Below are 26,517 nucleotides of genomic sequence, written 5' to 3'. Positions count from 1 at the left end.
CCGCACCCGTACCCGTCCCGGCCGGGGCCCCGCACCCGCCCCGACCCCGGCGGATCCGCTCAGACCTTGATTCTCGCGCTCACCCGGCGGTCCGCGACCGAGCGGCCCGCCTCGACCTCGTACGCACCCGGCTGGTGGGCCCACGCGTCGGCGTTCTCGTCCCAGATCTCGAAGGCCCGGCGCGGCAGCGGGACGGCGACCTCGACGCTCTCGCCGGGAGCCGCCTCGACGCCCGCGAAGCCGGCCAGCCAACGGGCCGGGCGGGCGGGGTCGGCCTGTTCGGGAGCCAGATAGACCTGGACCACCTCGCGACCGGACCGCTCGCCGGAGTTGCGCACCCGGACCACGGCCGTCGCACCCCCGTCCCGCACCTCGATCGCCTCGTACGTCCATTCGGTGTAGCCGAGGCCGTGGCCGAAGGCGTACGACGGGGTGGCGCCCGACCGCTCCCAGGCGCGGTAGCCGATGAACACGCCCTCGGTGTAGGCCAGCCGGCCGTCGGTGGGGGCGACCTCGGTGACGGGTGCGTCATCGAACGTGCCCCAGGTGGTGGGCAGCCGGCCGCCGGGCTCCTCGGCGCCGGTGAGGACGTCGGCGAGGGCGTCGCCGCCCTCCTGGCCGGGGAACCAGCTCAGGAGCACGGCCGCGACGTCCTCGCGCCACGGGAGTTCCACCGGGGAGCCGGAGTTCACGACCACGACGGTGTTCGGGTTGGCGGCGGCGACGGCGCGCACGAGGTCGTCCTGGCGGCCCGGCAGGCGCAGGTCCTTGCGGTCGAAGCCCTCGGACTCGACGCGTTCGGTGGTGGCCACCACGACGACCGCGGTGTCGGCGGAGCGCGCGGCCTCGACGGCCTCGGCGATCAGCTCTTCGGGGTCGCGCTGCGGCTCGCGGTGGACCAGCGAGAACGCGATGGCCTGGAGCGGGGCGCCCTCGGGCTTGAAGACGACGTAGCGCAGGGATACGTCGACGGGTTCGCCGGAGACGAGGTCGACGTCCCCGCGGCCGACGGGGCTGCCGAAGAACGCCGCGAACGGGTCGGCGGCGGAGGCGAGCGGCTGCTCCCCGTCGAAGAGGACCTGTCCGGCGACGGTGAGGGTGAAGCCGCCGATGCCCTGGGTGCCGAAGGTGTGCGGCCCGGAGACGCGCGGGGTGAAGGTGCCGGTGAACTCGACGGTGTGCAGGGCGTCGTGGGTGACTCCGTCGGGCAGGTCGGCGCCGATCCACTGGACGCGGCCGCCGGGCACGGAGGCGGTGCCGATGACGTCGCCGGCGGCGTCCAGGCAGCGGGCGCGCAGCTCGAACCCGGCGCCCGCGGCGGCGAGTTCCTCGTTCGGGTCGGCGCCGATCGCGTAGGTGAGCGTGCCCTCGGGGAGCGCGGCGGTCAGTCCGTCGAGCGGGGAGACGACGTGGGCGGGGAAGACGGTGGCGGAGCCGCCGCCGAGGACGCGGGCGTCGCGTGCGGCGGCGCCGATGAGGGCGATACTGCCGCCCGAACGCAGCGGAAGCGCACCGGAGTTGCGTACGAGGACGAAGGCGCGGCGGGCGATCTCGCGGGCGAGTGCCTCGCCGTCGATCTCGGCGGGGGTCTCGGTGACCACGGGCTCGGCGCCTTCGAGGATGCCGACGCGGGCGGCGAGACGCAGCACGTTGCGCACGGCCTCGTCGACGGTGGACTCCTCGACCTCTCCGGCACGGACGGCGGCGGCGAGCGCGGGCCCGTACACCGTCTCCGGGCCGGGCATGGCCACGTCCAGGCCGCCCATGATGTCGCCGGTGGTGGAGCGGGCGGCCATCCAGTCGGAGACGTTGAAGCCGTCGAAGCCCCATTCGCCGCGGAGCACCTCGTTCACGAGGTAGCGGTGTTCGGTCATCGTCGTGCCGTTGACCGTGTTGTAGGCGGTCATGATGCCCCAGGGGTGCGCGTTCTCGACGATCGCCTCGAAGGGGGCGAGGTAGAGCTCGCGCAGGGCGCGGGCGCTGACCACGTTGTCCACGGTGAAGCGGTCGGTCTCGGCGTCGTTGGCGACGAAGTGCTTGACGGTGGTGCCGACTCCGCCGGACTGCACGCCGCGTACGTAGCCGGTGCCGATCGCGCCGGTCAGGTACGGGTCCTCGCTGTACGCCTCGAAGTGCCGGCCTCCGACGGGCGTGCGGTGCAGGTTGACGGTCGGGGCGAGCAGCACGTGCACGCCCTTGCGCCGGGCCTCCTGGGCGAGCAACCGCCCTGCCCTGCAGGCGAGTTCAGGGTCCCAGGTGGCGGCGAGCGCGGTCGGTGACGGAAGGGCGATCGAGGGGTCGTCGGCGGTCCAGCGGATGCCGCGGACGCCGATCGGGCCGTCCGACATCACGAGGGACGCGAGGCCGATGCCGGGCACGGCGGGCAGGGACCACATGTCCTGCCCGGCGAGGAGGCCCGCCTTGGTGTCGAGGTCGAGCTTGCCGAGTGCGGCCTCGACGACCGCCTCGCGTACCTGGTCCTGCTGGTTGTCCGCCACGACGGCGCCTCCTCGTTGAAGTCCGGCCCTTGTCCGTCATCCTGCACCCGTTACCTGTAGATCAGTAGGTTTCGTCATCTTGCCGTTATGAACGATGTCGTACGGTGACGGCATGGGTACGAGAACCGCCAGGAGCGAGGAACGGCGCGCGGAGATCCTCCGTGCCGCCCTGGAGGTGATCGCCGAGCGCGGGTACCGCGGCGCGACACTGGGGGCGGTGGCCGAGCGCGTCGGGCTGACGCAGCAGGGACTGCTGCACTACTTCCGCACCAAGGAGTCGCTGCTCGTCGCGGTCCTGGAGGAGCGCGACCAGTGGGACGCGGTGCCGGACGGCCGGTGGCGCCTCGACCTGCTCGCCTCGCTGGTCGAGTACAACGCGATGCGTCCCGGCATCGTGCAGACGTTCTCCGCGCTGCTCGGCGAGAGCGTCACGGAGGACCACCCGGCGCGGCCCTACTTCACACAGCGGTACGGGAACGTGCGGGAGAGCATGGCCGCCGTGCTGCGCACCGAGTACGGGGAGCGGCTGCCCGGCGGCCTCACACCCGAGCGGGCGGCGCCGCTGCTCGTGGCGGTGATGGACGGGCTGCAGTACCAGTGGCTGCTGGACCCCGAGTCGGTGGACATGCCGGGCGCGTTCCGCGACTTCCTGGCACTCATCGAAGGCGACCCGGGCGACAGGGGCGACCCGGGCGACGCGGGGGACGCAGCCCCCGGGTGAACTCCCGTGTGCGCGGCGGCTACTGGCGCCAGACGACCGCGAGCGTCTTGCTCACCGCGCACACCAGGACGTAGGCGATGGCCCAGCCGACGGCCCCGGCCAGCAGGAGGGCGGCCGCGCCCGCCCCGAACCACACCAGCTCGAAGGCGACCCGGCCCGCGCCCCGCGTCTTGTACGACGCCTTCTGGGACCCGAACAGCGCCCACAGCGTGATCATCACGGCGATGACCCCGAGGCCGAGCAGCCAGGCGAGCGGGGCCGAGACGTCACGGGTGAACCCCCAGCGCCCGACAGCCCCGAGTGCCGCCAGTTCGATCAGGAAGAGCACACCCAGGTTCGCCGTCTTCATGGGCGCAGTATGACAAGGCCTACCGCTCGCGGATACGGGTGACGGCCCGCGCGATGTCCTCATGGGTGAGGGACGGGTCCGCCGCGGCCTCCTTGAAGTGACCCAACACGGCTTCCATCGCGGGGAGTTCGGTGGTCCCGGTGGCCAGGGCGATGTCCTTGACGGCGAGGTCCGAGCCGAAGTGCACGCCCTCGGCGAAGGCGCGGGCGACGGCTGCGCCGAGGGGGCCCGCGGCGAGGGCGCCCTTCGCGACGTCCTCGGGCAGTCCGAGCGCGTCCGCGAGCGCCATGGCCTCGGCGACCAGGCCGACGCCGCCGATGACGGCGGTGTTGACGACGAGTTTGAGCGCGGCGCCGGAGCCGGGCGCGCCCGTGCGGGTGACCGTACCGAGGTGGGCTAGTACGCCTTCGATCCGGTCCGCGTCGCCGCCCGCGAGGATGCCGAGTTCGCCCGACTCGGCCTTGTCGGTGCTGCCCATGACCGGGGCGTCGACGAGGGTCACCCCGTCACCGAGGCGGGCCGCCAGCTGCCGTACGGCCTCGGGACCGATGGTCGACATCTCCGCCCAGTAGGTGCCGGGCCGCAGCTCGGGCGCGATGGCGTCGGCGACCTCGGACACGGCGTCCGGGGTGGCGAGCATGGTGATGACCACATCCGCGTCGCGCACGGCGTCGGCGGGGCTGTCGGCGAGCACTGCGCCCCGTTCGACGAGCGGGGCGGCTTTCGCCGGGGTGCGGTTCCAGACGGTCAGCGGGTGTCCGGCGTCGAGGAGATGGCGGGCCATGGGCGCGCCCATGTGACCGAGGCCGAGGAAGGCGATCTTTTCCATGCTCCGACGCTAGCCCGCGTCCGCGGCCCCCGGCGTCAGTGCGTGGCCGGCTCCCCGGACTCGGGGGCCGGCTCCGGGGTCGTCTCGCCGAGCAGGTCCCGGGCCATCAGGGTCGCGCCCGCCACCGCTCCCGGCATCAGGAACACCGCGACGACCGGCACCAGGAACGCGACCGCGAGCGGCGTGCCGAAGCCCCAGGCGAGGCCTTTGCGGGAGCGCAACAGGGCGAGGCGCTCGCGGAGTTCGACGCTGCGGCGCTGGAGCGCGACCGCGGCGAGTTCCTCCGTGAGGAAGAAGCCGGTGACGAGGAAGCCGATCACCGGGACGACACTCTGGCCGACGAACGGGACGAACCCGAGGGCGAAGAGCAGGATGCCCCAGAGCGCGGCGCGCACAAGGACCCGCAGGCTGTCGCGGGCGGAGACCCACAGTTCACGCCAGAGCGGGAGGCCCGACTCGGGGGCGTGGCCGCCCTCGGCGAGGTCCACCTTCTCCGACAGGGACTCGTAGAAGGGCTGGCCGATCAGGAGGGTGACGGCGGTGAAGGCGATCACGGCGAGCAGCAGGACGAGGGCGAAGAGCACGGCGGTCAGGAAGCCGCGGAACAGGCCGGCCCACGGCGACGTCCAGTCGTCGGCGAAGGGGGTCGCCCAGGTGACGAAGTCGTCGCCCCACAGGGCGAGGCAGATCAGCGCGGCCGCGTACAGGACGAGGGTGATCAGGCCGGGCAGGAGCCCCATGCCGAACTGCTTGCCGTGCTGGGAGACCCAGCGCTGGCCCTTCATCAAGTAGCCGAAGCCCGCCCCGAGATCACGCATGGGCACCACCCTATGGGACCGGCCCGCACCCCTTGCGCGGGGTGCGGGCCGGGGCCGGGTCGCATCGGTCACACGGAGAGCGTGACCGTGATGTTGCCGCGGGTGGCCTTGGAGTACGGGCACACCTGGTGGGCCTTCTCGACCAGGGACTTGGCGGTGGCCTCGTCCACGTTCGGGATCTTGGCGGAGATCTCGACGATGAGGCCGAAGCCCTCGTCGTTCTTGCCGATGCCCACGTGCGCGGTGACGGTCGAGCCGGAGATGTCGGCGTTCTCCTGGCGGGCGACCACGGCGAGCGCGCCCTGGAAGCAGGCGCTGTAGCCGGCGGCGAACAGCTGCTCCGGGTTGGTGCCGGCGCCGCTGCCGCCCTGCTCCTTGGGCGGGTTCACGACGACGTCGAGCTTGCCGTCGTCCGTGGAGACGCGGCCGTCACGGCCGTTCTCCGCGGTGGCCACGGCGGTGTAGACGACGTCCGACTGCTGGATGGGCATCCCGTACTCCCTCATTCGATCCGGTAGGCGGAAAGAGATTACCGAATCCCGGAAGGAACGAGCGTGACCGGGGTCACTCACCCAGCTTGACGACCATCTTTCCGATGTTGTCGCCGCGCAGAACCCCGAGGAACGCCTCCAGGTTGTTCTCGATGCCCTCGACGACCGTCTCGCGGTACTTGAGCTCGCCGGAGCGGATCCAGGCGCCGACCTGCTGCACGAACTGCGGCTGGAGGTCGTAGTGGTCGCCGACGAGGAAGCCCTCGATGCGGCCGCGGGTCTGGATCAGGCGGGACAGGTTGCGCGGGCCGGGGGCGGCCTCGGTGTTGTTGTAGACCGAGATCGCGCCGCAGATCGCGATGCGCCCGTCCCGGTTGAGCTGGCCGATCGCCGCTTCGAGGTGGTCGCCGCCGACGTTGTCGAAGTAGACGTCGATGCCGTCGGGGGCCGCCTGCTTGAGCTGCTCGAAGACGGAGCCGTCCTTGTAGTTGAACGCCGCGTCGAAGCCGTACTCCTCGATGAGCAGCTTGACCTTCTCGGCCGAGCCCGCCGAGCCGACGACGCGGCCGGCGCCGAGGAGCTTGGCGATCTGGCCGACCTGGCTGCCGACGGCACCGGCCGCGCCGGAGACGAAGACCGTGTCGCCCTCCTTGAAGGAGAGGGTGCGCAGGAGACCCGCGTACGCGGTCAGGCCCGTCATGCCGAGAACACCGAGGTACGCCGACAGGGGCGCGGCCTCCGGGTCGACCTTCACGGCCTGCTTGGCGTCGAACGTGGCGTACTCGCGCCAGCCGTTGAAGTGCAGCACGTGGTCACCGACGGCCACGCCCTCGTCGTTCGAGGCGACGACCACGCCGACCGCGCCGCCCTGCATCGCCTTGCCGAGCTCGTACGGGGCGACGTACGACTTGGCGGCGCTCATACGGCCGCGCATGTACGGGTCCACGGACACGTACAGGTTCTTGACGAGCACCTGGCCGGGGCCGGGCTGGGCGATCTCCACCTCGGCGAGCTGGAAGTCCTCGGGCTTGGGCCAGCCGACCGGGCGGCTGGTCAGGTGCCACTCGCGGCTGGTGGCGGGGATCTGGGGGGTGTCGACAGACATGGCGGGGCGCCTCCTGATTGCTTCACTTACTGAAACAACCATGCTCCTCGATATTTCATAGTGTCAAGTAAATGGGTACTCTGGAGTACATGGCCGCAAGCAGCTCCGCCCCAAAACCCGTGACGGGCGACCCCGTGACAACCGATCCCGCGACAGCCGACCCGGTGACCGCCGACCTGGTCGAGCTGATCGGCACGCTGGTCTCACGTCACTACAAGGAGTACGAGCAGGCCGCCGGGGGTCAGGGGCTCACCACGGCGCAGGCGCGGGTCCTCGACCTGCTCTCCCGCGAGCCGATGCCCATGCGGCGCATAGCCCAGCAGGTGAACTGCGAGCCGTCGAACATCACCGGGCTCATCGACCGCCTCGAAGGGCGCGGCCTCGTCGAGCGCCGCCCCGACCCGGCCGACCGGCGCGTGAAACTGGCCGCGCCGACGGAAGAGGGCGTGCGGATGGCGCGCGGCGTGCAGGGGAACCTGGGCTTCGCTCGCGGAGCCATCGCCTCGCTGACCGGCGAGGAGCGGGACTCACTGCGCAGGCTCCTCGCCAAGATGATGGACGCCGACACCACGGCCTGACGCCGGCCGTGGCTTCCGGCGACAAGCCGTGGCTTCCGCCAGGGAGCCGTCCGGCGCGGTTCCGGCCGCAAGGCGCAACCCCTTAGGTGCACCACCACAGGAAGCGGTCGCACGTCTTCGTCGGGGTGGGCTGCGGCGGGGGTGGTGTCGTGGTGGGCCCGGGGGCGGGCGTGCCGGGGCCGGCCGGGGCGTCCGGGGTCGGGGTGGCGGCGGGCACCGAGGTGGCACGCCCCCCGGTCCCCTCCTTCGTCTCCCCCGCCTTCTCGTCCTTGTCGTCCTTCGCGTCCTTGGACTCCGACGCGGACGGGGAGGGGGACGCCGAGGCGCTCGACGCCTGCGGGTCCGCCTCGGCCGCTGCGGCGCCGGTCGGGGTGGCGGCCGCCGAGGACGCGGCGGCCTCGGCCTCCTGGTCGGCGGCCTCCTCGGCCGACGTGGACGAGCCCCGCCCGTCGCCGTCCGCCGACGACTCGGTGCCGAGTTCCGCGAAGCTGAGGCCGCCCGCGGCGAGCGCGAGCCCCGCGGCGGCGATCACTATCTTGTTGCGCCGGCGCCGGTGGGCCCTGCGGGCGCCGCGCTCACGGCGTTCCCTGCGGGAGCGGCGGGTGTGCGTGGGTTCGTCGGCGTGAGAGGCGCCGGCGTTCTCGGCCGACTCCTGCGCCGCGAGCGCCTCCGCGTGCTCGCGGCAGGCTTCGGCGGGCGTGCCGCACCCAGGGCAGGCGAGGGCGCCGTTGAGGTGCCTTCGGCACGGGTGGCAGTAATCCATGACGCATGGAGGCTAGGCGCCGCGCCGGTAACGGAAAAAGCCGGTGCTGTGAATGTTCTGTGCGGAACCGCGTGTTCTGAAGAATTGACCCTCCATACGGCTTCTGTGCACGACGCGGCGGACAACGCGCTGCGCGAACCATTGACACCCCGCACGCACCTCCTTACTGTCACGCCAGGATTTCGAACGCATGACGAAATATCGAACGTCGCAGGGGGCAACTGCCGTGCGCATCACGGGAATCAGCACGCATGTGGTCGGGACGCCTTGGCGCAACCTGACCTACGTCCAGGTGCACACCGACGAGGGGATCACAGGGGTCGGCGAGACCCGGATGCTGGGTCACACCGACGCGCTCATCGGCTACCTGAAGGAGGCTCAGGCCAACCACATCGTCGGCTCGGACCCCTTCGCGACCGAGGATCTCGTACGGCGCATGAAGTACGGGGACTACGGGCGGGCCGGGGAGATCGTGATGTCCGGCATCGCGGTCGTCGAGATGGCCTGCTGGGACATCAAGGGCAAGGCGCTCGGCGTCCCGGTGTGGCAGTTGCTCGGCGGCAAGGTGACGGACCGGGTCAAGGCGTACGCGAACGGCTGGTACACCACCGAGCGCACCCCCGAGGCGTACCACAAGGCGGCGCGGGCGGTGATGGAGCGCGGGTACAAGGCGCTGAAGATCGACCCCTTCGGGACCGGGCACTACGAGCTCGACCACGAACAGAGCCTGTACGCCGTGTCGTTGATCGAGGCGGTGCGCGACGCGATCGGGCCCGACGCCGAGCTGATGCTGGAGATGCACGGCCGGTTCTCGCCGGCGACCGCGATCCGGCTGGCGCGCGATCTCGCCCCCTTCAAGCCCGCGTGGCTGGAGGAGCCGGTGCCGCCGGAGAACCTCAAGGCGCTGGAGAAGGTGGCCGCGAGGGTGGACATCCCGGTCGCCACGGGTGAGCGGATCCACGACCGGATCGAGTTCCGCGAGCTGTTCGAGAGCCAGGCCGCGGACATCATCCAGCCGGACGTCGGCCACATCGGCGGCATCTGGGAGACGCGGAAGCTGGCGGCGACGGCGGAGTCCCACTACGTGCTGGTCGCGCCGCACAACGTGGGCGGTCCCGTCCTGACCGCGGCGTCGCTCCAGGTCGGCTTCGCCACACCGAACTTCAAGGTCCTTGAGCACTTCAACGACTTCGCGGACGCGGACATCAAGAAGGTCGTGAAGGGCGCGCCGCAGGTCGACCCGGAGACCGGGTGCTTCGAGCTGTCGCACGAGCCGGGCCTCGGGGTCGAGCTCGATGTCGACGCGGCGGCCGAATTCCCGCAGCAGCAGGCGCGGTTCGACCTGTGGGCCGAGGGCTGGGAGAAGCGAGCGCCGAAGGGCGGCGAGCAGTGAACTCCGCCGTCGTCATTGACGCGCCGGGCGAGCACCGGATCGTCCCGCGCGAGCCGGTGCCGCCCGCGGCGGGTGAGGCGCTGGTCCGCGTCCACGCCGTGGGCATCTGCGGCAGCGACCGCGAGGTCCACCAGGGCAACCGGCCCGAGGGGTACGTGCGGTACCCGCTCACGCCGGGGCACGAGTGGTCCGGCACCGTCGAGGCCGTCGGGCCGGGCGCGCCCCAGTCGCTCGTGGGCAGGAAGGTCGTCGGCGAGGGTTTCCGCAACTGCCAGGTGTGCGACCGGTGCCATGCCGGCGAGAGCACGCTGTGCACGGCGGGGTACGAGGAGACCGGGTTCACGCAGCCCGGCGCCATGGCCACCACGCTGACCCTGCCGGCCCGTCTCCTGCACGTCCTGCCGGACGACGCCGATCTGACGGCGGCCGCGCTGCTCGAACCCGCGGCCTGCGTCGCCGCGGCCGCGCTCAAGGCGGACGCGCGGCCGGGCGAGCGTGTCGCCGTCGTCGGCGCGGGCACCCTCGGCATGTTCGCCGTGCAGTTCCTCGCGGCGAACTCCCCCGCCGAGCTCCTCGCCGTCGACACCCGCCCCGAACGGGCCGCCCTGGCAAAGAAGTTCGGCGCGACGGACTTCCGTACGCCCGGCCAGGAGCTGCCCGGCGACTTCGATGTGGTGATCGAGACCGCCGGGTCCGCGGACTCGGCCCGTACCGCGGCGTCGCTGCTGCGGCGCGGGGGGCGGCTCGTCCTCACCGGGCTCCCGGCGTCCGGCGCGGCGGGGCTCGATCCGACCGCACTCGTCGTGCGGCAGCTGGAGGTGCGGACCGTGTTCGGGGCGCCGTCGGCCGCCTGGGCGCACGCCGTGCGGGTCTTCGGCGCGGGGCTCCTGGATCCGCTGCCGCTGGTGACGCACGAGCTGCCGCTGGATCAATTCCCGTACGCCATCGAGCTGGTGGGATCCGGCGACCCCAAGGTGGGCAAGGTCCTGCTGCTCCCCTAGCTCCTGCCGCCCGGCACGTTCCGGACGTACCCGCGCCCACCGATCCGAACTTCGTTCGAAATACCGAACAACACCGAACGTGAAGGACTGCCCGTGACCGACTCCTCCTCTCCCCGCCGTCCCGGCGAACCCGCCCTCGCGGCCCTGGGCCTGTCCGCCCCCGCCACCGCCGACGCCGACACCTCCCCGCACGCCTTCCCCGACGGCGGCACCTGGCGCACCGAGATCCCCTCCGTCGAGGGGCCCGAGGCGCTGGCCGTCGTCCTCAAGGAGTCCTCGCGCCTCGACGTGCCGATCCACCGGATCAGCCAGGGCAGCGGCGTGTGGATGCTCTCCGACACCGAGATCGTCGAGATGGCCGAGGCGACCGCCGAACGGGACATCGAGCTGTGCCTGTTCACCGGACCGCGCGGCACTTGGGACACGGGCGCCTCGGTGCGTACCGACTCGCACGGCGCGGGCCTGCGCGCCCGCGGTCACGACGCCGTCGCCGGATGCGTGGAAGACGCCGTCCGGGCCACCGAGCTGGGCGTGAAGTGCCTGCTCGTGGCCGACGAGGGCGTGCTGTGGACGCTGCACCGGGCACGCGAGCAAGGTGTGATCCCCCGGGACACCACGCTCAAGGTCTCCGCGCTCATCGGGCCGGTCAACCCGGCCTCCTACGCCGTCTTCGAGCGGCTCGGCGCCGACTCGCTCAACGTGCCGAGCGACCTCACCCTGGCCCACCTCACCGAGATCCGCCGGGTCTCCGCCGCGCCCATGGACCTGTACGTCGAGGCGCCCGACGACCTCGGCGGCTATGTGCGGATGTACGAGATCGCGGAGCTGATCCGCCGCGGAGCGCCGCTGTACCTGAAGTTCGGTCTCGCGAAGGCGCCCGGCATCTACCCGTACGGCGGCCACCTGCGCGATCTCACCCTGGACACCGCCCGTGAGCGCGTGCGCCGTGGCCGGCTCGCCCTCGACCTGCTGGCCCGGCACGGCGCGGACGGCGGCATGTCGCCGCTCGGCTCCCGGCTGCCGGGCACCCTCGACCGTTTCCCCCTGACCGTACCGGCTCCCCACGACGCGACCGACAAGGACTGATGACCATGCGCAACCGCAGAAGTGCAGTGACCGCAGTAGCGGGAGCCGCCGCTCTCGCCCTCACCCTGACCGCCTGCGGGCAGAGCAGTGAGGGCGGCAGCAAGGAATCGAAGGACAAGAAGGAGATGACCGTCGGCATCGCCATGCCGACCAAGTCGTCCGAGCGCTGGATAGCCGACGGCAAGAACATGGTCACCACGCTGCACAACGCCGGCTACAAGACGACCCTCCAGTACGGCGAGGACGACGTCGACCAGCAGGTCCAGCAGCTCGAAGGCATGATCACGCAGGGCGTGGACGCGCTGGTCATCGCCGCGATCAACGGCGACGCGCTCTCCAACGTCCTGAAGGAGGCCCATGACGCGCACATCCCCGTCATCTCCTACGACCGCCTCCTGCTCAACTCCCCCTACGTCGACTACTACGCCTCCTTCGACAACGAGAAGGTCGGCCGGCTCCAGGGCACGTACATCACCGAGAAGCTGGGTCTGAAGGACGGCTCCAAGAAGGGGCCTTTCAACATCGAGCTGTTCGCGGGCTCGAACGACGACAACAACACCAAGTACTTCTTCAACGGTGCGATGAAGGTGCTCCAGCCCTACATCGACAAGAAGCAGCTCGTGGTCAGGTCCGGCCAGACGGCGCTCAACAAGGTCACGACGCTGCGCTGGGACGGCGGCACCGCGCAGAAGCGCATGGACGACCTGCTCACCTCGTCGTACTCCTCGGCCAAGGTGGACGCCGTCCTCTCCCCGTACGACGGCATCTCGATCGGCATCCTGTCCGCGCTCAAGTCCGACGACTACGGCTCCGCGAGCAAGCCGCTGCCCGTCGTCACCGGGCAGGACGCCGAGGTCGCCTCGGTCAAGTCGATCGTCGCGGGCCAGCAGACCCAGACCGTCTACAAGGACACCCGGCAGCTGGCCAAGGTCGCTTCCAGCATGGTCGACGCGGTGCTGAAGGGGAAGAAGCCGCAGGTCAACGACACCACGTCGTACAACAACGGCAAGAAGGTCGTGCCGTCCTATCTGCTCCAGCCGGTGAGCGTCGACAAGAGCAACTACCAGAAGGAACTCATCGACACCGGCTACATCAAGGCGAGCGACCTCAAGTAGTCCGCCCACACCACCGGTTCACACGGAGCAGAAAGGCACGACCATGGCGGGACCCGTCCTGGAAATGCGCTCGATCGTCAAGACCTTTCCCGGCGTCAAGGCGCTCGCGGACGTCTCTCTGAGCGTGCGCGCGGGCGAGGTCCACGCCGTCTGCGGGGAGAACGGCGCCGGGAAGTCGACGCTGATGAAGGTGCTCAGCGGCGTCCACCCGCACGGCAGTTACGAGGGGGAGATCCTCTTCGAGGGCGAGCCGTGCCGGTTCAAGGACATCGGGGCGAGCGAGAAGCGCGGCATCGTGATCATCCACCAGGAGCTCGCCCTGGTGCCGTACCTCTCGCTCGCCGAGAACATCTTCCTTGGCAACGAGCACGCCACGCGGGGCGTGATCAGCTGGGGCGAGACCCTCAAGCACGCCACGGACCTGCTGCGGCGGGTCGGTCTGAACGAGCACCCGCAGACCCGCGTCGCCGACATCGGCGTCGGGAAGCAGCAGCTGGTCGAGATCGCCAAGGCCCTGTCGAAGGAGGTGAAGCTGCTCATCCTCGACGAGCCGACGGCCGCGCTCAACGACGAGGACAGCGGCAAACTCCTCGATCTGATCCTGGAGTTGAAGGGCCAGGGCATCACCTCGATCATCATCTCGCACAAGCTCAACGAGATCGCCCGGGTCGCGGACTCCGTGACGGTCATCCGCGACGGGCACTCGATCGAGACGCTCGACGTGAAGGCCGCGGAGACGACCGAGGAGCGGATCATCCGCGCCATGGTCGGCCGCGACCTCGACCACCGCTTCCCCGAGCGCACCCCGCACCCGCAGGACCTCGCCGCGGCGCCGGCGCTCGAGATCCGCGACTGGACCGTCTTCCACCCCATCGACCAGCAGCGCAAGGTCGTCGACTCGGTGTCCCTGAACGTGCGCCGCGGGGAGATCGTCGGTATCGCGGGGCTGATGGGCGCGGGCCGCACGGAACTCGCGATGAGCGTGTTCGGGCGGGCCTACGGGAAGTACGCGGGCGGCAGTGTCCTCAAGGACGGCACCGAGATCCGCACCCGCACCGTCCCCGAGGCGGTCGGGCACGGCATCGCGTACGTCACCGAGGACCGCAAGCACTACGGCCTCAACCTCATCGACTCCATCAACCGCAACATCTCGCTGAGCGCGCTGCGCAAGGTCGCCCGGCGCGGGGTCGTCGACGAGCACGAGGAGCGGAAGGTCTCCGAGGGCTTCCGCAAGTCCATGAACATCAAGGCGCCCAACGTCTCCGAACCCGTGGGCCGGCTCTCCGGCGGCAACCAGCAGAAGGTCGTCCTCAGCAAGTGGATCTTCGCGGGGCCCGATGTGCTGATCCTCGACGAGCCGACCCGCGGCATCGACGTGGGAGCGAAGTACGAGATCTACACGGTGATCGACCAACTGGCCGCCGAGGGCAAGGCCGTTGTCTTCATCTCCTCCGAACTGCCCGAGCTGCTCGGCATGTGCGACCGGATCTACACGATGTCGGCCGGACGGCTCACCGGTGAGGTCCCGCGAGCGGAGGCCACCCAGGAAGTGCTGATGCGGCACATGACCAAGGACAAGAGGTAGGACCGATGAGTACGAACCTGAAGGCCGAGTCGCCGGCCGGCGCCGCGGCACAGAAGGGCTCCGGGGACGAAGGCGGCCTCGGCGGGCTGATCATCGACGGCATGCGCCGCAACATGCGGCAGTACGGAATGCTCTTCGCCCTCGGCCTGATCGTGATCCTCTTCGAGGTGTGGACCGGCGGCGACCTGCTGCTGCCGCGCAACGTCTCGAACCTGGTGCTGCAGAACAGCTACATCCTGATCCTGGCGATCGGCATGATGATCGTCATCATCGCGGGCCACATCGACCTGTCGGTCGGCTCCATCACGGCGTTCACGGGCGCGCTCGCCGCGGTGCTCATGGTCACGCACCACTGGTCGTGGCCGGTCGCCGCGATCGCGGTCCTCGTCGTCGGCGCGCTCGCGGGCGCCATGCAGGGCTTCTTCATCGCCTATCTCGGCATACCGTCGTTCATCGTGACCCTGGCGGGCATGCTGCTCTTCCGCGGTCTGACGGAGATCTTCCTCAAGGGGCAGACGCTCGGCCCGTTCCCCGAAGGGCTGCAGAAGGTCGCCAACGGCTTCCTGCCCGAGGTCGGCCCCGACACCAACTACCACAACCTCACCATGCTCCTCGGCCTGGGACTCATCGCCCTGGTCGTGTGGCAGGAGGTGCGCGACCGCAAGCGCCAGCAGGAGTACGCGCTCGACGTGCTGCCCGCGAAGCTGTTCGCGCTGAAGCTCACCGCGCTGGTCGCCGCCGTCCTCGTCTTCACCCTGCTGCTCGCCAGCTACAAGGGCGCGCCCGTGGTGCTGATCGTCCTGGCCGTCCTCCTCGTCGCCTTCGGCTACGTGATGCGCAACGCGGTGATCGGCCGCCATGTGTACGCGATCGGCGGCAACCTGCCGGCGGCGAAGCTCTCCGGCGTCCGGGACAAGAAGGTCACCTTCGCGGTCTTCCTCAACATGGGGATGCTGGCGGCGCTCGCGGGCCTGGTCTTCGCGGCCCGCTTCAACGCCGCGTCGCCGAAGGCGGGCGTCAACTTCGAACTCGAGGCGATCGCCGCCTCGTTCATCGGCGGCGCGTCGATGAGCGGCGGCGTCGGCACGGTGCTCGGCGCGATCATCGGCGGCACCGTCCTCGGCGTCCTGAACAACGGCATGAACCTCGTCGGCGTCGGCACCGACTGGCAGCAGGTCATCAAGGGCCTGGTGCTGCTCGCAGCGGTCGGCTTCGACGTGTGGAACAAGCGCAAGGTCGGTTCGTAAGTCAGCTCGGCCCCGCCGGCCCAAGCCCGGCGGGGCCCACCCTTTGAGGGAGCCGCACATGGAACTGAGTAGACGCACTCTCCTCGCATCGGCCGCCGCCGCCGGTGCGGCAGCCACCGCGCTGGGCGGAACAGCCCACGCCTCAGCCTCCGCCTCGGGAAGCAGGAGGCCCGTGAAGGAGCTCTTCGGCAAGCTCGCCGACGGCACGAGGATCTACCGCTGGTCCCTGGAGAACGGCGGCACCCGCCTGAAGGTCCTCTCCTACGGCGGCATCATCCAGTCCCTGGAGATACCGGACCGCCACGGCCGGTACGTGAACGTGTCCCTCGGCTACGACACCATCGAGGACTACGTCGCCGGGACCACGTTCTTCGGTTCCACGATCGGCCGCTACGGCAACCGCATCGCGAACGGCCGGTTCACCCTCGACGGCACGACGTACCAGCTCTCCGTGAACGACGGGGCCAACTCCCTGCACGGCGGGGCGAAGGGCTTCAACACGCGGGTGTGGGACGTGGAGGACTTCACCTCCGGCTCCGACGTCGGCCTGAGGCTGCACTACACGTCGGTCGACGGCGAGATGGGCTACCCGGGCACGCTCAAGGTGACGGTCACCTACACCCTCGGGGCGAGCGGCGACTGGCGCATCGACTACGAGGCGACGACGAACAAGGCGACCGTCGTGAACCTGACGAACCACACGTACTACAACCTCGCGGGCGAGGGCAGCGGCGGCATCTACGACCACGAACTCACCCTCGCCGCCTCCCGTTACACGCCCACCGACTCGGGACTCATCCCGACCGGTGAGCGGGCGAAGGTCGCGGGCACCCCGTTCGACTTCCGCTCCGCGAAGCCGATCGGCCGCGACATCCGCACCGCGCACCCGCAGCTGGTCACAGCCAAGGGCTTCGACCACAACTGGGTCCTCGACAAGGGAATCACGGCGCGGCCCGTGCACTTCGCGACGCTGCGCGACCCGTCCTCCGGCCGCACTCTGGAGATCGCCACGGATCAGCCGGGCGTCCAGTTCTACTCGGGCAACTTCCTCGACGGCACGCTCACCGGCCCCTCCGGGCGCACCTACCGGCAGGGCGACGGCCTGTGCCTGGAGACGCAGCACTTCCCGGACTCGCCGAACCATCCGACGTTCCCGTCGACGGTGCTGCGCCCGGGCGAGACGTACCGGACGACGACGGTGCACTCGTTCGGCGCCTGACCACCCCCCGCCCACATCCCCCGGCCCCGCCCGTGACAACCACGGGCGAGGCCGGGTGTCTTTCCTCCCCCTTCGCACTTACCTCACCGAGCCCTATGGAGACGTCAGTTGCCACTCAGCAGACGTACGTTCACGGCGCTCACCGCCACGACCGCGGCCAGCCTCGCCCTGCCGCTGCCGACGGCGGGCGCAGCCACTCCCGACGATGCGACCACCCCCGTCCCCGCGCCCGAGGCCGACGGGCGGACGCACACCGTCGCCTTCGACAAGTACTCGCTGCTCGTGGACGGCAGCCGGGTCGTCCTGTGGTCGGGCGAGGTACACCCGTTCCGGCTGCCGAGCCCGTCGCTGTGGCGTGACGTGCTGCAGAAGCTGCGCGCGCACGGCTACAACGCCATCAGCATCTACGTCGCGTGGAACTTCCACTCCCCGGCCCCCGGCGTCTACGACTTCACGGGCGTGCGCGACCTCGGCCGCTTCCTGGAGACGGCAGCCGAGGAGGGTCTCTACGTCATCGCGCGCCCCGGCCCTTACATCAACGCGGAGGTCGACGCGGGCGGATTCCCCGGCTGGCTGACGGCCACCAAGGGCACGGCCCGTACCTCCGATCCCACCTATCTGGGTTACGTGGACGAGTACTTGACGGCCGTGAACGAGATCATCGCCCGTTACCAGTACACGCGTGGCAAGGGCACGGTCGTCCTCTACGAGCTGGAGAACGAGTACGCCTCGAACGTGACCAGCCCGGCCGGCAAGGACTACATGGCGCACCTGTACGCGAAGGTCCGCGCCGACGGCATCGACGTCCCGCTGTTCCACAACGACAAGGGCCGCAACGGCTACTGGACTCCGGGCTCGTTCAGCACGGGTGACGAGTCCGGCCGCTACCTCTACGGATTCGACGGCTACCCGTCGCCGTCGGGCAACCCGCCGGACTGGGGTTACTTCGGCGTGGGCGGCGCCAAGGGCGGGTCGACGGCGAGCCCCGACACCCCTGGCCTGATGGCCGAGTTCGGGGGCGGCTGGTTCGACCCGTGGGGCGGCGCCGTGTTCGCCGGCAAGGGATACGAGGAGTCGCGGCGCACCCGCGACGCGGCGTACGAGCGGCGCTTCTACCTCACCAACCTCGCCAACGGCATCAAGATCCACAACGTCTACATGACGTTCGGCGGCACCAGCTGGGGCTGGCTCCCCGCGCCGGTCGTCTACACGTCGTACGACTACGGGGCGGCCCTCGACGAAGCGCGCAATGTCACGTCCAAGCTGACGCCCATGCACCAGATCGGCCAACTGCTCCGTTCCGTGCCGGACCTGGCGAAGCTGGACCGGGCGCAGGACACGGCGGCCGCCGACCCGGCCCTGAAGGTCTACCACCTGACGAATCCCGACACGGGCGCGCACGTCTACGTCCTGCGCAACGACACGTCGGCGTCGATCACCTCGACGCTGCCACTGGGCTCGGCGAGCGCGGAGGTCACGGTCGGCGCGAAGGACGCGAAGCTCGTCCTGGCCGAGGCCGCTCTCGGGAAGTCGCAGCTGGCGTACTCGACGGTCCAGCCGATGATCCAGCTGAGCGCGGGGCGCCGGGACGTCGCGGTGTTCGCGGGCCGGCCGGGAGAGCCGGCCGAGGCGGCCTTCGCGTACGAGGAGGAGCCGGACGTCACGGTCCTCGACGGGCCGGCAACCACGACGTACGAGGACGGAGTCCTGCGCGTCTCCACCCACCTGGGCGGCCTGGTGCGGGTAGTGGTGGGCGGCACGCTCCTCGTCCTGTTCGCGGACGACGAGACGTCCGCCCGGCTGTGGCGCTACGACACCCCTTCGGGCCCGGTCCTCGTCCGCGGTCCCGCACTGCTGCGCCGGGCCGAACTCCACGGAGCCACTCTCCACTTGACGGGCGACACGATCGAGGAAGCCGACCTGGAGGTGTGGGCACCGCGTGGCGTGCAGCTGATCACCTGGAACAACGGCCCGGTCCATATGCGCACCACTCCTTCCGGAAGCTTCGCTGCCGGGCGAGCGCTCCCGGGCGTCCCGGAGGTGCGGCTGCCCGCGCTCACCGGCTGGCGGCGACGGCCCGAGAACCCGGAGTCGGAGCAGGACTTCGACGACGCGGACTGGACCGTCGCCGACAAGGCGACGTCGTACTCGACGACGCCCGTGCCCGCGGGCCGGCCCGTCCTGTTCGCCGACGACTACGGCTTCCACTACGGCGACGTCTGGTACCGGGGTTCGTTCGACGACGCGAGCGGCGCCGAGTCGGTGAACCTGGCGTACTCCACCGGCACCCAGGGCCTGCTGATGGCGTGGCTCGACGGCCGCCCCCTCGGCACGCACCGGATGCCGGTACCGACGTCGGCCCAGTCCACCCAGGGCACGTGGACGGCGACGGCGGCCTTCGCCCTGCCCGCCGACCTGCGCACCGCCGGCGGCCATGTCCTGTCGGTCCTCGTCCGCCGCATGCAGCACGACGAGGACGGCGGCGCCCGGGACTCGCACAAGTCGGCGCGCGGCCTGACCGGGGTGGCCTTCACGGGCGCGGATCCGGCCGTGGCCTGGCGTATCCAGGGCGCTTCGGGCACGGACCCGGTGCGCGGCCCGCTCAACACGGGCGGCCTGTACGGGGAGCGGCACGGCTGGCACCTGCCGGGGCTCGATCCCGAGGCGGACGGCGGCTGGGAGCGGGCCGCGTTCCCGGTCGACGGCCCGGCACGCCAAGGAGTCTCCTGGTACCGCACCACGTTCCGGCTGGCCGTCGACCACGACGTGGACGCCTCGATCGGCCTCACGTTCACGGACGACGCGGCCCACGCCTACCGCGTCCAGCTCTACGTCAACGGCTGGAACATGGGCCAGTACATCAACGACGTGGGCCCCCAGCACACGTTCGCCGTCCCGAACGGCATCCTGCGCACCCGCGGCGCCAACACCCTCGCCCTGGCCGTCCTCGCCGACGGCACGACCCCGGCGGGCCCGGGAGACGTACAGCTGAAGCTCCTCGGGAGCGCGGCGGGCGGGGTGGAAGTGCGGGCGGTTCCGTCGCCCGGCGTGTGACCACCCCCGAGTGGCATAGAGCGGGCCGGAGGGCGGCATCCCCTCCGGCCCGCTCAGTGGCCGACGCCGTGGATCAGCCGAGCCGGATCACATTCCACGACAGCGGCTCAAGGGTCGCTTTGAGCGTGCCGTCCTCAAGCCTCGCGCCCGTACCCGCGTGCGGCGCGACGCGCTCCGGCTCGGCGAGGGTGTTGCGGGCGTCCGGGTCGGCGTCGGCGAGCACCGAGTGTTCGACGACCTCACCCAACTCCATTCCATGGAGGGTCACTTCGAGCGGCAGGGACTCCGTCTGGCTGCGGTTGACCGCGAAGAGGGTGACCGTGCCGTCTTCCGCGCGAACCGCCGTCGCGTGCAGCAGGTCCGCGGTGCCGTGGCGCTTCGTGTCGTACGTCGGCCCGGACACGCGGACGTCCAGGACCTCGCCCCTCCCGTACCTGGCGGCCTGGGCGAACGGGAAGAACGTCGTCTGGCGCCAGGCCGCGCCGCCGGGCTCGGTCATGATCGGGGCGATGACGTTGACGAGTTGGGCCAGGCAGGCCACCGTGACGCGGTCCGCGTGGCGGAGCAGGGCGACCAGGAGCGAACCGAAGACGACCGCGTCGGTGACCGAGTAGACGTCCTCCAGGAGGCGGGGGGCCTCCGGCCAGTCGAGCGCCGAGACCTCGGCGTCCGTGCGCGACATGTACCAGACGTTCCACTCGTCGAAGGAGAGGTTGATCTTCTTCTTCGACTTGAGGCGCGCGCCCACGTGGTCGCACGTCGCGACGACGTTCTCGATGAACGACTCCATGTCCACCGCCGACGCGAGGAAGGAGTCCCGGTCGCCGTCGTGCTCCTCGTAGTACGCGTGGAGCGAGATGTAGTCGACCAGGTCGTAGGTCTCCTGAAGGACCTTCGCCTCCCACTCGGCGAACGTGTCCATGCCCTGGCCCGAACTGCCGCAGGCGACCAGCTCGACGTCCTTGTCGATCTGGCGCATCGCGCGCGCCGTCTCGGCGGCGAGCCGCCCGTACTCCTCGGCCGTCTTGTGGCCGGTCTGCCACGGCCCGTCCATCTCATTGCCCAGGCACCAGAGCCTGATGCCGAAGGGGTCCTTGTCGCCGTGGGCGATGCGGCGGTCCGACAGCTCCGTGCCCGCCGGGTGATTGGCGTACTCCTGGAGTTCGATGGCCTCCGCGACGCCGCGCGTGCCGAGGTTCACCGCCATCATCGGCTCGGCCTGCGGGCCGACCTTCCTCAGGAACGCGATGTACTCGGACAGGCCGAAGCGGTTCGACTCCGTCGTGCGCCAGGCCAGGTCGAGGCGGCGCGGGCGCTCCTCGGCGGGGCCGACCGAGTCCTCCCACTTGTAGCCGGAGACGAAGTTGCCACCGGGATAGCGGATGGCGGTGACGCCGAGCTCGCGGACCAGTTCCAGGACGTCCTGGCGCAGGCCCGCCTCATCTGCGGTGGGGTGGTCCGGCTCGAAGATGCCGGTGTAGACACAGCGGCCCAGGTGCTCCACGAAGGAGCCGAAGAGCCGGGGGTCGACCGTGCCGACCGTGAAGGCGGGGTCGAGGGCGAAGCGTGCGGTGCGGGTCATGTCTCCCTCAGGGTTCGGGATTACGTACATTGATCGATTCAGCGGACGCTCGGCCGGCCGTCCCTGCCCCAGCTCAGCTCGCCGAGGCCGAGCCCACGTACGTCGGCTTGCGCCATCGTGGGGAGCAGGGCGGGGAGGGCTCCGGCCCCTACGGCCGCCAGGGGCCTGCTCGCTGCTGTTCGATATATCGAATGATGCTCGTAACTTCGAACGGGACCGTAGGTTCGGGACGCGGCGGCGTCAATGGGTTGAGCAACAGAAGGGTGCGGGACCCCCACCGGCGTGGGGGTCCCGCACCCTTCGGGGCATTCGTCCGGGCTCAGCCCTCGAACGCGGGCTGGGCCAGGCCACGGCCCATGCCGCGCAGGACGAGCAGCGAACCGGCGTACGGGGACGGGGCGTCGAGGCCGACGCGCGCCGACGTGACGTACAGGTCGGTGAGGTCCGCGCCGCCGAAGGCGCACGCGGTAGGGCGCCGCACGGGCAGCTCCACGACACGGTCGAGCGCGCCGGACGGGGTGTAGCGGCGCAGCGCCGAGCCGTCCCAGAGGGCGACCCAGACACAGCCGTCGGCGTCGACGGTCAGCCCGTCGGGATACCCGGCACCCTCCTCGACGATCGCGAACTCCCGTCGCCGCACGGCCTGTTGGCCTTCCACGTCAAAGACGTCGATGCGCCGCGTCGGGGTGTCGACGTAGTACATGAGGGTGCCGTCGGGGCTCCAGCCGGTGCCGTTGCTGACCGTGACATCGCCGAGGATCTCGGTCGAGGTCCCGTCGGCGGCGAACCGCATGAGGTTGCCGCCGCCCGGCGTCTCGTCGTACGTCATGCTGCCCGCCCAGAGCGAGCCGTCGGGGGCGATCGCCGCGTCGTTGCCGCGCCGCCCGGGCACGGGGTCGCGGTGCAGCCAGCGGAAGTCCTTGCCGCCGGGACCGTACAGGCCGACGCCGTCGCGGAGGTTCACGACGACCCCCGCCCCGCCGGCCCGCGGCTTGGCCGCGCCCACGTGCTGCTCGGTGGCCATGACCGTGCGGCGCCCGGTCGCGGGGTCGTAGGTGTGGACCCGGCTGCCGAGGATGTCGACCCAGATCAGCCGGCCGGCCTCCGCGTCCCAGGTGGGGCCCTCCCCGAGCGTGACCTCCGCGCGGACGGCCACCTCCGGCCTCATCGGCCGGCCCCCCGGTACCCGAGCCGCTCGGACAGGTCGGCGGCGCCCTTCACGGCGAGCTGCGCCAGCTCGTCCTCGCGCGGCGCGCTCCACCGGATCATCGGCACCGACACGGAGAGCGCGGCCACGACCCGTCCCGAGCGGTCGCGCACGGGGGCGGCGACACAGCTGACGTCCGGGTTGGACTCGCGGCTCTCGACGGCGACGCCGCGCTCGCGGATGCCGGCGAGGGCCTCGCGCAGGGCGGCGGGTTCGGTGATGCTGTTGGGCGTCATCGCCACGAGGTCCGCCGAGTCGGGGACACGGGCGGCGAGTTCGGGCCCGGGCAGCGAGGCGAGGAGCATCTTGCCCACGGAGGTGCAGTGCGCGGGCAGGCGGCGCCCCGCGGCGGAGACCATCCGCACGGCGTGGGTGCTGTCGACCTTCGCGATGTAGATGACGTCGGTCCCCTCGAGGATCGCCACGTGCACGGTCTCGTCGCAGGTCTCGGCGACCTCGCGGGCGACCTGCTGGCCCTCGGCGGCGAGGTCGAGCTGCTCCGCGTACCGGCTGCCGAGCTGGTACGGGCGCACACCGAGGCGGTAGCGGCCGGGCTCGCCCGGCACCGTCACGATGTAGGAGCGCGCGGCCAGCGTCGTGACCAGCTCGTGCACGGTGGTGCGGGGCAGCTGGAGCTTGCGGACGATGTCCGGGGCGGACAGGGTGCCGTCCCCGTCCAGGAACAGCTCGAGTATGTCGAGAGCCCGGGTCACGGCGGGTACGAGACGCCCCACGGCCGGCCCCCTCTCTATGTTCGAAATTTCAACAGTCGGTCGGTATCACGAACGTAGGCTACTCACAGCCGCGTTGGGCGGGCAATGACCCGGAGGCGCCTGCGTGCACCAGGTCGCCGCTTTGTGACGGCACTCACACGCCCCGTCCGCGTGTCACAGCCGAGGGGCCCTGATCGCCTCAGGGGCATGACGGACGGGGCACGGGCTTTCCGCCGTGATCAGCCCCGACAAGCCCGGGCACCTGGGCCCGGTGTCGGACCCGTGGGCGGTCGACCGCGAGGTGCGGCGGTCCCGCCGGCAGCCGAAGGGCTGACGCGCCGGTCACGGCCCGCCGTGCAGATCCCTCAACCGCCGTGCCCTCAGCACCAGTTCGAGCTCGAAGCGGCGGTCCGGGTCGTCGATCTCGTCGCCCCACAGCTCGCGGATCTGGCGCAGCCGGTAGCGGACGGTCTGCGGGTGGACGCCGAGCCGGGCGGCCACCTCGGGTGCGCCGCCGCGCGTCTCCAGCCAGGCGAGGAGGGTGTCGGCCATGCGGCGGGCGTGGGTGGGGCCGCAGTGGGCGAGGGGCGCGAGCGCACGGCGCGACAGGTCGTCGATGAGTTCCTCGGGCTGGAGCAGCACGAGGGCCTGGGTGTGTTCGGTGCAGTGGAGCACCTCGCCCGCCGGGAGCAGCCCGCGCTCCACGAGCCGGACCGCGGCCTCGGCCCAGCGCAGGGACTTCGCCGCGTCGGGCAGCGGCACGGGCGGGCCGATCGCGCCGGACCAGCCGGCCATGGCGCGGCGCAGGAGTTCGGGGCGGCCCGCCGCGTCGGGGTCGGGCACGACCATGCGGGGCTGCTCGGTCTCCATGTCGAGGAGCACGCCCTGTCCGACGGCGGGCGCGACGGCCTCGCGCGCGGGGCGCAGGAGGACTCCGACGGCGACCCGGCCGGGCAGGGGCCAGCCGATCCGCGCGGCCCGTTCGGCGAGGGCCCGCGCGGGGTCGGGCGGGGCGGCGGCGCCGCGTTCGGGGTGGTCGGGATGCTCGGTCCGCTCGGTGAGCAGCAGGTCGATGAGTTTGCGCTGGAGGCGCAGGCGTTCGCCGGCCTGCCGGGCGGCGGCCTCGGCGTAGCCGCGTACGGACTGGTCGACGAGTCCGTCGAGGTACTCGAAGCCCGACTCGGCGAGTTCGTACATGGCGGGTGGCGGGATGAGGGCCCGCTGGCCGAGTTCGGCGAGGCGGCGCCAGGCCAGGCGTACACCGAGCCGGTACATGGCCTGGAGGGAGTCGAGGCTGCGGCCGTGCAGGCTCTGGCCGCGGCCGAACTCCTGGAAGACGGCCGGATGGGAGCGCGGACGGTCCTCCGCGTCGGCGAGCTGGAGCTGCACGAAGCCCTCGATGGCTCTGCGGATGCCGACGAGCGCCATGGGCTCGCCGGACTCGTCGAGCACGAGGGGTAAGTGGGGGTATTCGCGGCGGATCTCCCGAAGGATGTCCTCCGCGAGGGCGGGCGCCTCGGCCATGGCGAGCCCGGCGAACCGTTTCACCTGGAGCCGGGGCACATCGCGCCAGGCCGAACGCTCGGGCCGCACGGCGCTGTGGGCGGCAGGGCCGCCGGACGGAACAGGGGGCACCCCTCAGCGCTCCCGGCCGGCCGTCTCGTACGTCACGAGCGGCACGTTCGGCTGGTCCGGGGTGGCGTTCAGAAGGGCGACGACGCCCAGGGAGGCGCCGAGGGCGAGCACGGCACCTGCCGCGACGGTCAGGGCGGCGGCGAGCAGTCGGTTCATCGCAGGGTCAGCCTCTCGTTCTGGAGGTCGAATCCCCACCCCTGCGCAGCGCGTGCCGGGCCCCGTTCCGGCAAGTGCCCAGTCTCTGCAATGCATTGACACTCCGTCAAGGGTGCGCCTACGGTTCCCGGCCCAAAGCCGCGTTGCGCCCGCACCAGACCTCCCTCCCCCACCCCCAGGAGTGCCGGATGCGTCGAACAGTCTCACCTTTCTCCCTGCTCATGCTGGGTCTCGGCGCGTTCCTGCTCGCCCTGGCCCCGCTGCTCGCGTGGTACGTCGAGCCGCGCGCCGAACGCACCCCCGTCGACGTCGACACGACGACCGTGTTCACCGGAACCGGAAGCTACTTCGACACCGGCGCGGTGAGGACCGTGCACGGCAGGAGGATCACCGTCACGCGCCAGGTGCGCGGCGATGTGGCCGCGTCCGAGAAGAGCGGCCGGGCGGTGTGGGACGTGTCCACGTCCGTCGACACCGACGCGTCGCTGCCCGCGGCGGACCCCCACGACGCGCTCCAGTGGACCCTGGAGCGCTGGGTCACCGACCGCAGGACCAACGCGCCGGTGCACTGCTGCGGTGAGCAGCCGTCCTTCGAGGGCGAGGCCTACCTCAAGTTCCCCTTCGACGTGCACAAGCGCGCCTACCGCTGGTGGGACAACACGCTCGGCGCGACGGTCACGCTCGCCTACCGGGGCACGAAGAGGATCCAGGGCTACGAGGGCTACCGCTTCACCGGCACCGTCCCCGCCACGAAGACCGGGTCACGTCTGGTGCCCGGGACGATCGTGGGACAGCCGAAGCGGAATCAGGTGCTGGCCGAGGAGTGGTACGCGAACCACGGCATCGAACTGGTCGCCGATCCGAAGACGGGCCGGATCGTCTACGCGGCGATCGGCCCGCGCAAGACGCTGCGCGCCCCCGGTTCGGCGAAGGACGCGGTGGTGCTCCTGGACAGCGAGCGCATCGCGTTCACCCCGGCCACGCAGCGGCAGCAGATCGCCCTCGCCGACGACGACAGCGGCCGGCTCCACCTCCTGGGTACGACGCTCCCGCTCGGGGCGGGCGCGGCCGGCCTGCTGCTCGCGGCACTGGGTGCCGTGTTCGTCGTACGGGGCAGGGGCGGACGGGGCGGTACGGACGGGAGCGGACCGTCGAATCCCGATTCGTCCCCAACAGTGCTGGAACCCTCCACGATGTGATGAGACGTCAGCTCCGGAAAGCTGAGAATTTGTCACCTCGGTGAGTAGCCGCATCGAACAGCTCGGCGAAAACTGTCCCACCCCACCCCCCGCACAGTTCATGCACGGCCCCCGCACAGCCCCGGCACAGCTCCTTCGTGACAGCCGCCCCGGCACCCCGTTCCGCAGCCTGA

Annotated in this window: 23 protein-coding genes and 1 pseudogene; 12 read left to right on the top strand and 12 right to left on the bottom strand. The window is 71.1% G+C overall.

Features of this window, described 5'->3' with window-relative positions; genetic code table 11:
* Positions 1 to 59 precede the first annotated feature (59 nt).
* Positions 60 to 2,498, bottom strand: coding sequence for a glycoside hydrolase family 3 protein (locus OG456_RS24970; protein WP_266564589.1), 2,439 nt, complete (start codon positions 2,496 to 2,498; stop codon positions 60 to 62).
* Positions 2,499 to 2,592: 94 nt separating this feature from the next.
* Between OG456_RS24970 and OG456_RS24965 the strand changes: the two genes are divergently transcribed.
* On the top strand, positions 2,593 to 3,219 hold the full coding sequence (locus OG456_RS24965; protein ID WP_266564587.1) for a TetR/AcrR family transcriptional regulator: 627 nt from the start codon (positions 2,593 to 2,595) through the stop codon (positions 3,217 to 3,219).
* A 19-nt stretch (positions 3,220 to 3,238) separates the two neighbouring features.
* Here the strand turns inward: OG456_RS24965 and OG456_RS24960 are convergent, their stop codons facing one another.
* The 5 genes from OG456_RS24960 to OG456_RS24940 form a co-directional block, all read right to left on the bottom strand.
* The gene (locus tag OG456_RS24960; protein ID WP_227294505.1) at positions 3,239 to 3,568 is read right to left on the bottom strand and encodes a YrdB family protein; all 330 of its coding nucleotides are present in this window, start codon (positions 3,566 to 3,568) and stop codon (positions 3,239 to 3,241) included.
* 19 nt (positions 3,569 to 3,587) lie between these two features.
* A complete protein-coding gene (locus OG456_RS24955; protein WP_266564583.1) occupies positions 3,588 to 4,397 on the bottom strand; it encodes an NAD(P)-dependent oxidoreductase in 810 nt (269 codons plus the stop codon).
* 35 nt (positions 4,398 to 4,432) lie between these two features.
* A complete protein-coding gene (locus OG456_RS24950) occupies positions 4,433 to 5,215 on the bottom strand; it encodes an EI24 domain-containing protein (protein ID WP_266564581.1) in 783 nt (260 codons plus the stop codon).
* A 68-nt stretch (positions 5,216 to 5,283) separates the two neighbouring features.
* Entirely contained in the window at positions 5,284 to 5,706 is a 423-nt protein-coding gene (locus tag OG456_RS24945; protein WP_266564579.1) for an organic hydroperoxide resistance protein, read from the bottom strand.
* A gap of 73 nt (positions 5,707 to 5,779) precedes the next feature.
* Positions 5,780 to 6,811 (bottom strand): NADP-dependent oxidoreductase, encoded by a 1,032-nt coding sequence (locus OG456_RS24940; RefSeq protein ID WP_266564577.1) that lies wholly within the window; start codon positions 6,809 to 6,811, stop codon positions 5,780 to 5,782.
* 89 nt (positions 6,812 to 6,900) lie between these two features.
* On the opposite strand from OG456_RS24940, the gene OG456_RS24935 reads away from it, so the two are divergent.
* A complete protein-coding gene (locus OG456_RS24935; protein WP_266564575.1) occupies positions 6,901 to 7,389 on the top strand; it encodes a MarR family winged helix-turn-helix transcriptional regulator in 489 nt (162 codons plus the stop codon).
* Between the two features lie 82 nt (positions 7,390 to 7,471).
* On the opposite strand, the gene OG456_RS24930 is transcribed toward OG456_RS24935, so the two are convergent.
* Positions 7,472 to 8,152: a hypothetical protein gene (locus tag OG456_RS24930; protein WP_266564573.1), complete on the bottom strand. Its 681-nt coding sequence runs from the start codon at positions 8,150 to 8,152 to the stop codon at positions 7,472 to 7,474.
* Between the two features lie 226 nt (positions 8,153 to 8,378).
* Between OG456_RS24930 and OG456_RS24925 the strand changes: the two genes are divergently transcribed.
* The 8 genes from OG456_RS24925 (at position 8,379) to OG456_RS24890 (ending at position 19,852) form a co-directional block, all read left to right on the top strand.
* Positions 8,379 to 9,545, top strand: a complete 1,167-nt coding sequence (locus OG456_RS24925; protein WP_266569417.1) for a mandelate racemase/muconate lactonizing enzyme family protein — start codon at positions 8,379 to 8,381, stop codon at positions 9,543 to 9,545.
* Positions 9,542 to 10,546 (top strand): zinc-binding dehydrogenase, encoded by a 1,005-nt coding sequence (locus tag OG456_RS24920; RefSeq protein ID WP_266564571.1) that lies wholly within the window; start codon positions 9,542 to 9,544, stop codon positions 10,544 to 10,546. Before OG456_RS24925 ends, OG456_RS24920 begins: the two co-directional genes overlap by 4 nt.
* Before the next feature lie 93 nt (positions 10,547 to 10,639).
* Positions 10,640 to 11,632 (top strand): hypothetical protein, encoded by a 993-nt coding sequence (locus OG456_RS24915; protein ID WP_266564569.1) that lies wholly within the window; start codon positions 10,640 to 10,642, stop codon positions 11,630 to 11,632.
* 5 nt (positions 11,633 to 11,637) lie between these two features.
* A complete protein-coding gene (gene chvE / locus OG456_RS24910) occupies positions 11,638 to 12,747 on the top strand; it encodes a multiple monosaccharide ABC transporter substrate-binding protein (RefSeq protein WP_266564568.1) in 1,110 nt (369 codons plus the stop codon).
* Between the two features lie 43 nt (positions 12,748 to 12,790).
* A complete protein-coding gene (mmsA, locus tag OG456_RS24905) occupies positions 12,791 to 14,332 on the top strand; it encodes a multiple monosaccharide ABC transporter ATP-binding protein (protein ID WP_266564567.1) in 1,542 nt (513 codons plus the stop codon).
* Between the two features lie 5 nt (positions 14,333 to 14,337).
* Entirely contained in the window at positions 14,338 to 15,579 is a 1,242-nt protein-coding gene (gene mmsB, locus OG456_RS24900; protein WP_266564565.1) for a multiple monosaccharide ABC transporter permease, read from the top strand.
* 58 nt (positions 15,580 to 15,637) lie between these two features.
* Positions 15,638 to 16,798: an aldose epimerase family protein gene (locus tag OG456_RS24895; protein ID WP_266564563.1), complete on the top strand. Its 1,161-nt coding sequence runs from the start codon at positions 15,638 to 15,640 to the stop codon at positions 16,796 to 16,798.
* Between the two features lie 108 nt (positions 16,799 to 16,906).
* The gene (locus OG456_RS24890; RefSeq protein ID WP_266564561.1) at positions 16,907 to 19,852 is read left to right on the top strand and encodes a beta-galactosidase; all 2,946 of its coding nucleotides are present in this window, start codon (positions 16,907 to 16,909) and stop codon (positions 19,850 to 19,852) included.
* Between the two features lie 73 nt (positions 19,853 to 19,925).
* On the opposite strand, the gene OG456_RS24885 is transcribed toward OG456_RS24890, so the two are convergent.
* From OG456_RS24885 to OG456_RS24875, 3 genes are all read right to left on the bottom strand, one after another.
* Positions 19,926 to 21,434: an alpha-N-arabinofuranosidase gene (locus OG456_RS24885; protein ID WP_266564559.1), complete on the bottom strand. Its 1,509-nt coding sequence runs from the start codon at positions 21,432 to 21,434 to the stop codon at positions 19,926 to 19,928.
* A gap of 319 nt (positions 21,435 to 21,753) precedes the next feature.
* Positions 21,754 to 22,602: an SMP-30/gluconolactonase/LRE family protein gene (locus OG456_RS24880; protein ID WP_266564557.1), complete on the bottom strand. Its 849-nt coding sequence runs from the start codon at positions 22,600 to 22,602 to the stop codon at positions 21,754 to 21,756.
* On the bottom strand, positions 22,599 to 23,375 hold the full coding sequence (locus tag OG456_RS24875) for an IclR family transcriptional regulator (protein ID WP_266564555.1): 777 nt from the start codon (positions 23,373 to 23,375) through the stop codon (positions 22,599 to 22,601). Before OG456_RS24875 ends, OG456_RS24880 begins: the two co-directional genes overlap by 4 nt.
* A 205-nt stretch (positions 23,376 to 23,580) precedes the next feature.
* Between OG456_RS24875 and OG456_RS24870 the strand changes: the two are divergent.
* Positions 23,581 to 23,688 (top strand): annotated as a pseudogene (locus tag OG456_RS24870) (RNA polymerase subunit sigma-24); the annotation flags it as partial.
* 8 nt (positions 23,689 to 23,696) lie between these two features.
* On the opposite strand, the gene OG456_RS24865 reads toward OG456_RS24870, so the two are convergent.
* Positions 23,697 to 24,989 (bottom strand): helix-turn-helix domain-containing protein, encoded by a 1,293-nt coding sequence (locus OG456_RS24865; protein WP_266564553.1) that lies wholly within the window; start codon positions 24,987 to 24,989, stop codon positions 23,697 to 23,699.
* Positions 24,990 to 24,992: 3 nt separating this feature from the next.
* Positions 24,993 to 25,145 carry a hypothetical protein gene (locus OG456_RS24860; RefSeq protein WP_165914430.1) on the bottom strand — a complete coding sequence of 51 codons (153 nt, stop codon included), beginning with the start codon at positions 25,143 to 25,145 and terminating at the stop codon, positions 24,993 to 24,995.
* Between the two features lie 188 nt (positions 25,146 to 25,333).
* Here OG456_RS24860 and OG456_RS24855 point away from each other — a divergent pair, with 188 nt between their 5' ends.
* Entirely contained in the window at positions 25,334 to 26,344 is a 1,011-nt protein-coding gene (locus OG456_RS24855) for a DUF3068 domain-containing protein (protein ID WP_266564550.1), read from the top strand.
* The last annotated feature ends 173 nt before the right edge of the window (positions 26,345 to 26,517 follow it).

The organism is Streptomyces sp. NBC_01446 (assembly GCF_026340095.1).
In the GTDB taxonomy this organism is placed as follows: Bacteria; Actinomycetota; Actinomycetes; order Streptomycetales; family Streptomycetaceae; genus Streptomyces; species Streptomyces aureus.
This window is presented reverse-complemented; position numbering and strand designations above follow the sequence as displayed.